Origin of the sequence: Longibacter sp. (genome assembly GCF_051155795.1) — a bacterium.
Classification (GTDB): domain Bacteria; phylum Bacteroidota; class Rhodothermia; order Rhodothermales; family Salinibacteraceae; genus Longibacter.
The window spans coordinates 18,835-28,912 of the sequence record NZ_DAXETW010000160.1; the positions used below are offsets into that span (position 1 = coordinate 18,835).

2 protein-coding genes are annotated in these 10,078 nt (G+C 62.1%); both read left to right on the forward strand.

Annotation, left to right across the window (positions count from 1 at the left end; translation table 11 throughout):
* Positions 1–151: 151 nt before the first annotated feature.
* Positions 152–6,319 carry a MupA/Atu3671 family FMN-dependent luciferase-like monooxygenase gene (locus ACFCU0_RS15330; protein ID WP_434974557.1) on the forward strand — a complete coding sequence of 2,056 codons (6,168 nt, stop codon included), beginning with the start codon at positions 152–154 and terminating at the stop codon, positions 6,317–6,319.
* A 57-nt stretch (positions 6,320–6,376) separates the two neighbouring features.
* A partial coding sequence (locus ACFCU0_RS15335) for an amino acid adenylation domain-containing protein (protein WP_434974558.1) occupies positions 6,377–10,078 on the forward strand: 3,702 nt, incomplete at its 3' end.

Genomic DNA, 10,078 nt, shown 5'->3' on the forward strand with positions numbered 1-10,078 from the left:
CCTCGCCTCTGGCGCATTCGAGAGAGTCCGAAGCCCGTGCATCGAATTACCGCCTGCGCATACATTTCGTGACAGCCGGGTACCGGCGCTTCCGAACGCCGTCCGGTCGCTTCCCTGTTTCTGCCTCTCTCTATCGCCTGTTCGCCTCTCTATGACTGTTCGACTTCACGGTCCGTCCCCGCTTCGCTGTGTGTTGATGGGCGAGGAACCCCTGCTGCAACACTGCGCTACCTCATTGCTCCAAGCCGGCCACCAGATCGAGGCGGTTGTAACGGAGGATCCCGCCTTGGTCGCGTGGGCGGAAACCAACGACCTGCGTCGTCTTGCACCGGATGCCTACCAAGAGGCGATCGTAGGCATCGCGCCGGATGTGTTTTTCAGCATCGCCAACCTTCGGATCGTTCCGGAAGAGGTGCTCCGTGCCGTTCAGGTGGCCGCCATTAATTTCCACGACGGGATTCTTCCGGAGTACGCGGGGTTGAACATCCCTTCGTGGTCCCTGGCGAACCGGGAACGAGAGCACGGAGTCACGTGGCACCTCATGGAACCGTCCGTCGATTCCGGTGGCATCCTGAAGCAGAAAATATTCGAGATCGACGAGACCACGACGGCTCAGGTGCTGAACCTTCAGTGCTTTGAAGTCGGGCTCTCTTCGTTTCGAGAGCTCGTCGACGAACTGACCGGCCCCGCCGGAATCGGGGTTCAACCTCAGGCGGATGCGCCGAGTCGGTATTATGCGAAGATGGACCGGCCCGCAGGTGGCAGCTTCGTTCGATGGAGCGAGTCTGCGCCGGATATTTGCGCACTATACCGCGCGACGACGTTCGGCACGGCTGCAAACCCTTTCGCCCGGGCGAGACTCCAGGTTGGAGACAAGGTGTATCTCGTCGCCGGCATGCAGTGTCCGCCGCCCAGCGATACGGCAACGGACGGCGCCGTGGGTGAACTTTTAGAAATAACGTCCGAACGCCTCCTGGTCCAGGCGACACCGGGTATCGTCGGTATCACCGCGCTCAGGGAGGCGGATGGTCGGGAGGTCCGTCTGGACGCAGTGGCTGATCACCACGAGCTGGCGGTCGGAGAACCGTTGCCCGTCCTTTCTCCAGATGAGACGGCTCTTCTCGAGCGTCGGAGTGCAAAGGCGATCCGCGCCGAGGCTCAAACGCTCCGGCGACTGATCGATCATAACAAGCTGGAGCTTCCATTCGTCCGACCGGAAAATGGGAATCGGGACAACGACCGCGTGGATCGCTGGCATCGGGTACCTGGACAAGCGTTGCAGACGGTATTGGACCGGGCGGGTTCGGTCGAAGCGGCTCCCGACCTGACCGCCGGGGAGTACGTAGCGGCCGCGTTCGCCGTCTTTCTCGCACGCGTGACAGGGATAGACCGGTACACGCTCGGGTTGGCAGACGAGTCGACGAAGATCGACCCTCGATTCGAAGATCTTTTCGCACGGCAGGTCCCGGTCCAGGTCGAAGCAGGACCCGACCTGAACGTCGACCGGCTCGTCGACCTGGTGTTTGAGATTCACGACGCACGAGACCGGGGCTCTTTCCTGCGTGATGTTGCGGAGCGGTATCCATCCCTCCGCAACCGGGGGGACAATGGCGGTCTATCCACTTACGATGTGCTCGTCAAGGTGGACCCGGACCCTGCCACACGTCGACTACCGGACGGAACATCGATTGTCGTCGTGGTGCAGGAGGATGGGACGCGCTGCCGTTGGATTGCGGACGCCGAAACCGTCGAACCCGCCGATTTCGAGGAATTGATCGGCCGGTTCCAGGACTTCCTCGCTCGCTTTGTGGACGACCTGACTCTGCTGGCCGCGACGCCCGACGCAGAGATAACAACCGGCGATGGCGCCCCGGGGCAGGGCGTCGTCACCCCTGGCTCCATCGGGGACCTCCCGCGCGTGGGGGAGGACGATGATTCCGCCACGGAAGACGTAGAAGATGCATTCCCTCTCTCTCCGATGCAGCAGGGCATGCTGTATCACGTCCTCTCCGATCCGGAGGCCGGAATGGACGTCGAGCAGATGGTATGGACGCTGGACGAGCCGATCAACAGTGCGGCGTTTCGGGCGAGCTGGGCTGCGACCATCCGACAGCATCCGATCCTCCGAACGCGTTTTCGCTGGAGCGGGGTGTCCGATCCCGTACAGGAGGTGCTCCGGAGCGCTGACATGTCGTTCATTCAGATGAACCTGCGGGATGCCGCACCGGCCGAGCAGGAGGCACTGGTCGAATCGTACCTCGAAGAGGACCGGCGACGAGGGATTCCGATGGACGAGGCGCCGATGATGCGCCTGACGCTTTTCGACCTGGCGGAAGACCGGTCCCGGATGGTCTGGACGTTTAGCCACGCCATTCTGGACGGTCGCTCGTTTACACGAATCATCCAGGAGGTGTTCGACCGGTACGACGCCATTCGTGAAGGCCGCTCCATCGAAGTGGACGCCGCTCCGCCGTTTCGGGACTACATTACATGGCTGGAGACGCAGGACTGGAGCCCGTCCGAGTCATACTGGCGGTCGTATCTCGACGGCGTCACGTCAGGTACGACTCTGGACATTGTGGATCCTGCCGCCGAGTTGCCCGAGGCGACACCGGTCCGCTCTCGCCGCCGCGTCGTCTGTTCACAGGAAGAAACGACCGCCGTTCGTGAAGCCGCCTCTGCTGCGGAAGTCACGATGAATACGATGGTGAGCACGGCCTGGGGGGTTCTCCTTCGGCGTTACACCGGGCGTACCGATATCGTCTTCGGTGCTACCCGTGCCGGACGGAAGGGAACGGTCGACGCGGCCGATGACATGGTGGGTGTGTTTATCAACACGGTCCCCGTGCGCATGTCGATCGAGGAACAGATGCCAGTCCGAGACCTGCTCGCACAGGTTCGTCATGACTGGATAGCTCATCGCCCGTACGAGCACGCCGCGCTGTCCGACATTCAGCGTTGGAGCGGTATTTCGACCGATCAGGCGTTGTTTGACAGCCTGGTCGTCTTCGAGAAATACGAACTCGGGGAGTGGCTACAGCACGAGGGAGGGGACGCGTGGAGCGCACGGAACGTGCGCCTGCTTCAGCACACCGGCTACCCCATCACGCTCTACGGCTACGATGGTCCCTGCCTCCGACTGGAGATCGAGTATGATCCAACACGATACGATGACGGCTCGATCGATCGACTCCTCAGACATCTGCGACAGATTCTATCCGGACTTGCCGACCGTTCGGACGCCCCGGTCCGCGATGTGTCCATGGTGCCGGACTCAGAGCGATTCTGCCTGCTGACAGACTGGAACGACACCGATACCGATCATTCGTTTGATCGCTGCATCCACGAGCTGTTCGAGGAACAGGTCGGACGGACGCCGGGTGCGCGCGCCCTCAGTTTCGGGGGAACGACGCTTTCCTATCGCCAACTGAATGCACGGGCGAATCAGCTCGCGCGGCATCTCAAAGATAAGGGCGCAACGACCGACACGCTGGTCGGGGTCCACCTCCATCGGTCCGTCGACCTCGTGGTGTCCCTCATGGCCATCCTGAAGGCCGGAGCGGCTTACGTCCCCCTCGATCCTGCTTTCCCCGCCGATCGCATTGCGCTGATGGTCGAGGATGCCGGTGTCGGTATCGTCGTCACCGAGACGGGCCTCGTAGAGCGGGTGCCTGACTCGGCCGCAGAGATCGTGGCCGTGGATGCGATCGAACGGCTCGCGGAGTATGACGCGGATAATCTGGGTCGGACGTCCGGCCCCGAGGACGTGGCGTACGTGATCTACACGTCGGGGTCGACCGGACGCCCGAAAGGTGTCGTCGTCGAGCATCGAAACGTCGCGAACTTCTTCGTCGGTATGGACGATCGGATTGAGCACGACCCGCCCGGGGTCTGGCTCGCCGTCACCAGCATCTCGTTCGATATCTCCGTCCTGGAACTCTTCTGGACGCTGGCGCGCGGCTTCCACGTCGTACTGCACTCGAACGACGTTGACGCAGCCACGATGGACGCGGAGGTCGACACGCGGCAGATGGACTTCAGCCTTTTCTACTTCTCGAGCAACGAGCGGGAGGTGGATGCCGCTGAAAAGTATCGCGTCCTGGTAGAAGGTGCGAAATTCGGCGACCAGCATGGGTTCAAGGCGGTCTGGAGCCCGGAACGTCATTTCCATGCGTTCGGCGGTCTTTTCCCGAACCCGTCTGTGACCAGTGCAGCACTGGCGACCATCACCGACCAGATCGAGATCCGCGCCGGAAGCTGCGTCTCGCCGCTTCACGACTCCATCCGGATCGCCGAGGAATGGAGCGTTGTGGACAACCTATCGAAAGGTCGGGTCGGCATTTCCTTCGCCGCCGGCTGGCAGCCGAATGACTTCGTCTTAAAGCCGGAGAACTATGCGAACCGAAAGGCGCGGATGTTTGAGCAGATCGACGAAGTGCAGGCGCTCTGGCGCGGCGAGTCGATGCATCGCGAAACCCCGGATGGCCGCGAAGTGGACCTGAAGGTGCTTCCGCGCCCGGTACAGGACGAACTACCCGTCTGGATTACGGCCGCCGGCAATCCGGAGACGTTCCGAATGGCGGGGGAGAAAGGGTACCACCTGCTGACGCACCTGCTCGGCCAGAGCGTAGAGGAGCTGACGGAGAAGATACAGATTTACCGGGAGGCACGACGTGAACACGGGCATGACCCGGAGACCGGAACGGTGACTCTCATGCTGCACACGTACGTCGGGACCGACACCGACGACGTGCGGGACCTGGTCCGCGAACCGATGAAGGAGTATCTCCGCAGTTCCGTTGGCCTCATCAAGGCCGCTGCGTGGTCCTTCCCCACATTCAAGGAGCAGACCACGGACGAGAACGGCCGGTTCTCCGTCGATCACCTCGACGAAGAGGCGATGGATGAAGTCCTGGAGTTCTCCTTCAGCCGGTACTTCGAGACGAGCGGGCTCTTCGGCGATGAGCCTGACTGCCTGGAGCGCATTCACGCACTGAAAGAGGCAGAAGTGAATGAAATCGCGTGCCTGGTCGACTTCGGCGTCGATACGGATGCGGTGCTGTCGATGCTTCCTCGCCTGGCCACGATCAAGGAAAAAGCAAACGCAACGGTTGCCGATCAAACGATCGCCGGGCAAATCCAGGACTACGGCGTCACGCACCTGCAGTGCACCCCGACGCAGGGGCGACTGCTGGTTGCCGATCCTTCTACGCGCGAGGCGCTTCCCGCACTACGACGCCTGATGCTGGGTGGGGAAGCGTTGCCGGCCTCCCTGGCCGCTGAGGTTCGGGATGAACTCGGCATTCCGACGACGAACATGTACGGGCCGACCGAGACGACCATCTGGTCCACAACGCACGAACTTGAAGGCGACGAGCCTCTGATTCCCATCGGGCGACCCATCGCCAACACGCAGATCTACGTGCTCGACGACGCGATGCGTCCTGTTCCCGTCGGCGTTCCGGGCAACCTCTACATCGGCGGGACCGGTGTGACGCGGGGGTATCTGAACCGCCCGGACCTTACGGCCGAACGCTTCGTGCCGGATCCATTCCGCGGCGGCGACGCGACGATGTACTGGACAGGCGATCAGGCGCGCTACCGCTCCGACGGGACCATCGACTTTCTTGGTCGGACGGACTTTCAGGTGAAAGTGCGCGGGTACCGCATTGAACTCGGGGAGATCGAAACCGCCCTGTCCGCGCATGACAGTGTGCGCGATGTTGTCGTGATGGTGCGCGAAGACGAGCCCGGGGATAAGCGAATCGTTGCCTACGCCGTACCTGCGGACGACGCGCTTGCCTCCGATGAAGCGTTGCGTGCATTCCTGGGCGAGACACTGCCGGAGTACATGATCCCCACGCATTTCGTGGAGATGGACGTCTTCCCGACGACGCCCAACAAGAAAACCGATCGGAAGGCGTTACCGGCTCCGGCGGCACGCAACGGGCGGGCATCCGTCGATCTCACGCTGCCCCAGACGGCGACCGAGCAGGCCGTGGCGTCGGTCTGGTATGATGTTCTCCACATCGATCGGGCAGGCATCCACGAGAGCTTCTTCGACCTTGGCGGAAACTCTCTACTGGCGCTCCGGCTCGTTTCGAGTCTGCAGGAGGCGCTCGGCGTGAGCATGCCGCTCCATGCCGTAGCCTCGTCGCCCACGATTGCACGCATGGCGGAGTGGGTAACCGAACAGCAGATCGAATCCGCTGGTGAGGCGGCGCTCGAGGCAGCGCTGGAAAACATGGACCGCCTCAGCGACGAGGAAATTCGTGCCATGCTTGATGATGCAGCGTCGGGCGTCCAACCGTCGACCTGAGCGGTGCCGCGGCATCTTATATACTTCTACCAATTCTCCTGACCTGACCTCCCCCACATGTCCGAATCGTCTAATCTGCGCGATCGTCTCGATCAGTTGTCTCCGGAGCGTCGCGCGCTGCTGACCAAGCTGCTCGGGTCGTCGAACAGATCCGAGTCCGATCCCGCGTCGTCCGGTCCGACCGTAACACCAGACCCAGAGCATCGCCACGATCCGTTCCCATTGACGAGCTTGCAGCAGGCGTACTGGGTAGGTCGAAGCCTTCCATTCGACCTCGGGTCTCCGCTTGCGTCCCGCGCCTACCTGGAGATCGCAACACAGAATCTGGATGCGGATCGACTCTTCCGGGCGTGGAATACGTTGATCGACCGGCATGAGATGCTTCGCTCCGTTGTTCAGGACGATGGAATGCAGCGGATTCTGGCCGATGCCCCCATCGTGGCGCCGGATGTCCGTGATCTGCGCGACAGCGTGGACTCACCGGCACAACGCGGCGAAATCAAGCGGGAGATGCTCGACGATCCCAGAGGCGCGGACGATTGGCCGCTCTGTCGTCTCATCGTCAGTCGCGAGACGTCCGAAGCGTGGCACATCCACCTGTGCTTCGATCTGCTCGTCGTGGATGCCGGGTCGATCACGACGCTGGTCCGCGAACTGTCGTCGTACTACGAAGGCGAAACGCGGCCCGGACCACGTCCGACCCTTTCGTTTCGGGACTATGTACTGGCACTGGATGAGGCGGAGGACGGGCCGGACGTGCAGCGCGACCGTGCGTACTGGGAGGAACGAATGCGCGATCTACCGGGCCCGCCCGATGTGCCTCTCGCACAGTCGCCATCTGCGATTACGGCGCCTCGGTTTCGCCGCCGGACGCACCGCGTCGACGCGGCCACCTGGGAGGCGGTAAAGAGGAATGCCCGGTCCCGTGGCCTAACGGCCAATGCCGTTCTCCTCGCGGTCTACGCGGAAACGCTCGATGTCTGGAGTCATACATCACGGTTCTGCGTCAACATCCCGCTATTCAACCGACTTCCGCTTCATCCGGAGGTGGACGAGATCGTCGGTGATTTTACGTCAGTAGAGCTCCTGGTCGTGGAGCCGAACACAGAGGGAAGCTTCGAAGCCCGCGCGCGAGCCGTTCAGACGCGCCTGTGGGAGGATCTTGAGCATCGTCGGGTCGACGGCGTGGAGGTCCTGCGCGATAAGATGCGAGAGGAAGGGCGCGATGCGCGCGGCATCATTCCGTACGTCTTCACCAGTCTGCTCGAGCACGATTTCAACCGCTCTGTTGAGCGTCTCGGCACGATCACCGATAGCGTGAACCAGACCGCCCAGGTGTGGGTCGATCTGCACGTGGACGAAGATGATGACGGGCTGATCGTAAAGTGGGATGCCGTGGAAGGCCTTTTCCCGGAGGGGATGATGGACGACATGGCGCAGTCCTACACGAACCTCGTGGATGACTTAGCGGATGCGTCGGCCTGGACCGGACAGCGGCAGTCCCATCTTCCGGACCGGCATCTCCAAGCGCACGACGCCTTGAATGATACCGACGCCCCGATCCCGGAGGGTCTTCTACACGAGCGTTTCGCCGACCAGGTTGTCCAGAGACCTGACCACGCAGCCGTCGTGACCGACGAGGTCACACTAACATACCAGGAGCTTTTCGAGCGAGCCAACCGGGTGGGGAGGGTCCTTCGCGAAAAGGGTGCGCGCCCGAACCGCCTCATCGGTATCGTCATGGAGAAGGGCTGGGAGCAGGTCGTAGCGGTCATGGGGACGCTGACGTCCGGCGCAGCCTATCTACCGATCGACCCGGATTTTCCCGCCGAGCGCATCGCCTACCTGCTCGATCATGGGGAGGTGGATCTTGTTCTTACGCAGTCGCACGTGGCCGATCGGGTCTCGTGGCCGGCTGGTATTGAGCGACTCAACGTAGACGACGAGACCGTTTGGGCAGATACGTCCGCCGATCCGCTCGACACGGCTCAGACGCCACGCGATCTTGCCTACGTTCTGTACACGTCCGGGACGACCGGGCGGCCGAAGGGAGCGATGATCGAGCATCGGAACGTGGTACACCGTATGCTGGACGTCAACGAACGGTTTGGCATTACGCACGAGGACCGCGTCATCGCGATCACGGCCCTGGTCCACGACCTATCGGTGTTCGATTTGTTCGCGACGCTGATGGCCGGTGCAACGCTCGTGGTACCAGACCACGATCAGCGCAGAGACCCGAAACACTGGGCGGAGCTGTGCGCCACGCGCGGCGTAACGGTCTGGAACTCCGTGCCCGCCTTCGTCGAGGCGTTCGTTGATTACCTGGAGTTGCTGTCGTCTGCAACGAAGCGGCCATCCGCCCTGCGAATGGTGATGATGTCGGGCGACTGGGTGCCCGTAACGCTTCCCGACCGGCTTCGCGCTCAGGTACTCGGTGTCAAGGCCATCAGCCTCGGCGGCCCAACCGAGACGACCGTCTGGGACATCTGCTACCCGGTCGGTGTGGTGAACCCGGACTGGACAAGCATTCCGTACGGTCGGCCGATGGCGAACAGCCGGTATTACATCTTCGACTCGCAGATGCGGCTGTGTCCCGAGTGGGTCGCGGGTGAACTCTACATCGGCGGCGTCGGTCTCGCACGAGGATTCTGGAATGACCCCGAAACAACAGCGGAGAAGTTCTTCGAGCATCCGGAGACCGGGGAGCGTCTGTATCGAAGCGGTGATACCGGTCGGTTGAAGCCCGACGGACACATCGAGTTCATGGGACGGGCCGACTTCCAGATCAAGCTGCGCGGGCTACGCATCGAGCCGGGTGAGATCGAAGCGGCGCTCCGTCAGCACGGTAGTGTGCACGAATCCATTGTTACGGTGGTTGGCGACTCGAATGCGAACAAGCAACTCGTGGCATACGTCGTGCCGGAAGGCGCGGATGCGAACGTTGAGCGTGCGAATGCGTCCGCTGCACTGACATCGCCGCCCGTCGGTGGTGACGGAGCGGCTTCCGGGGCGGAAGACGCGTCGCCGGAGGTGGGGGCGGATGAAGCTGCGTATGCGATGAAACGCCTGGCCTTCAAAATGGAGCAGCGCGGCCTTCGATCAAAGGAGGGTGTCGCGAGCGTCCCGCTCGGTGATTCGGCCGAGGACAATCGGCGAGATCGATTCCTTTCCCGCCAGAGCTTCCGGCGGTTCGAATCGGAGGCGATGCCGCTCTCCAGACTGGCGGATTCGCTGAGGAGCCTGTACCAGATGGAGTTGGCGGACGTGCCGTTTCCGAAAAGCCTGTACCCGTCTGCGGGTGGACTGTACGCTGTTCAGGCCTATCTGTACGTGAAGGGCGGCCGCGTCCAGGGACTCGACGGAGGGGTGTACTATTATCACCCACGGCGGCACGAACTCGTTATGATCACGCCGGGGGCTGAGATTGCAGCGGACGTTCACACCCCAAACAACTTCTACATCCACGAGGGTGCGGCCTTCGGCGTTTTCCTCGTTGGGAAAATGAGTGCGATTGAGCCGATGTACGGAGAGGCGGCCCGCGACTTCTGCTTGCTGGAGGCCGGATACATCGGGCAGCAACTCCAGGCAGATGGATTCGATCACAATGTCGGGTTTTGCCCGGTGGGCGGCGTCGACTTCGACTGCATTCGCTCTCACTTCGATCTTGACGACGATCACGTCTATCTTCATGCCCTTATGGGCGGAGCCATCTCCGATGAACAGAAGACAGTGTTCGCTGTCGTCGAAGAGGCAAAT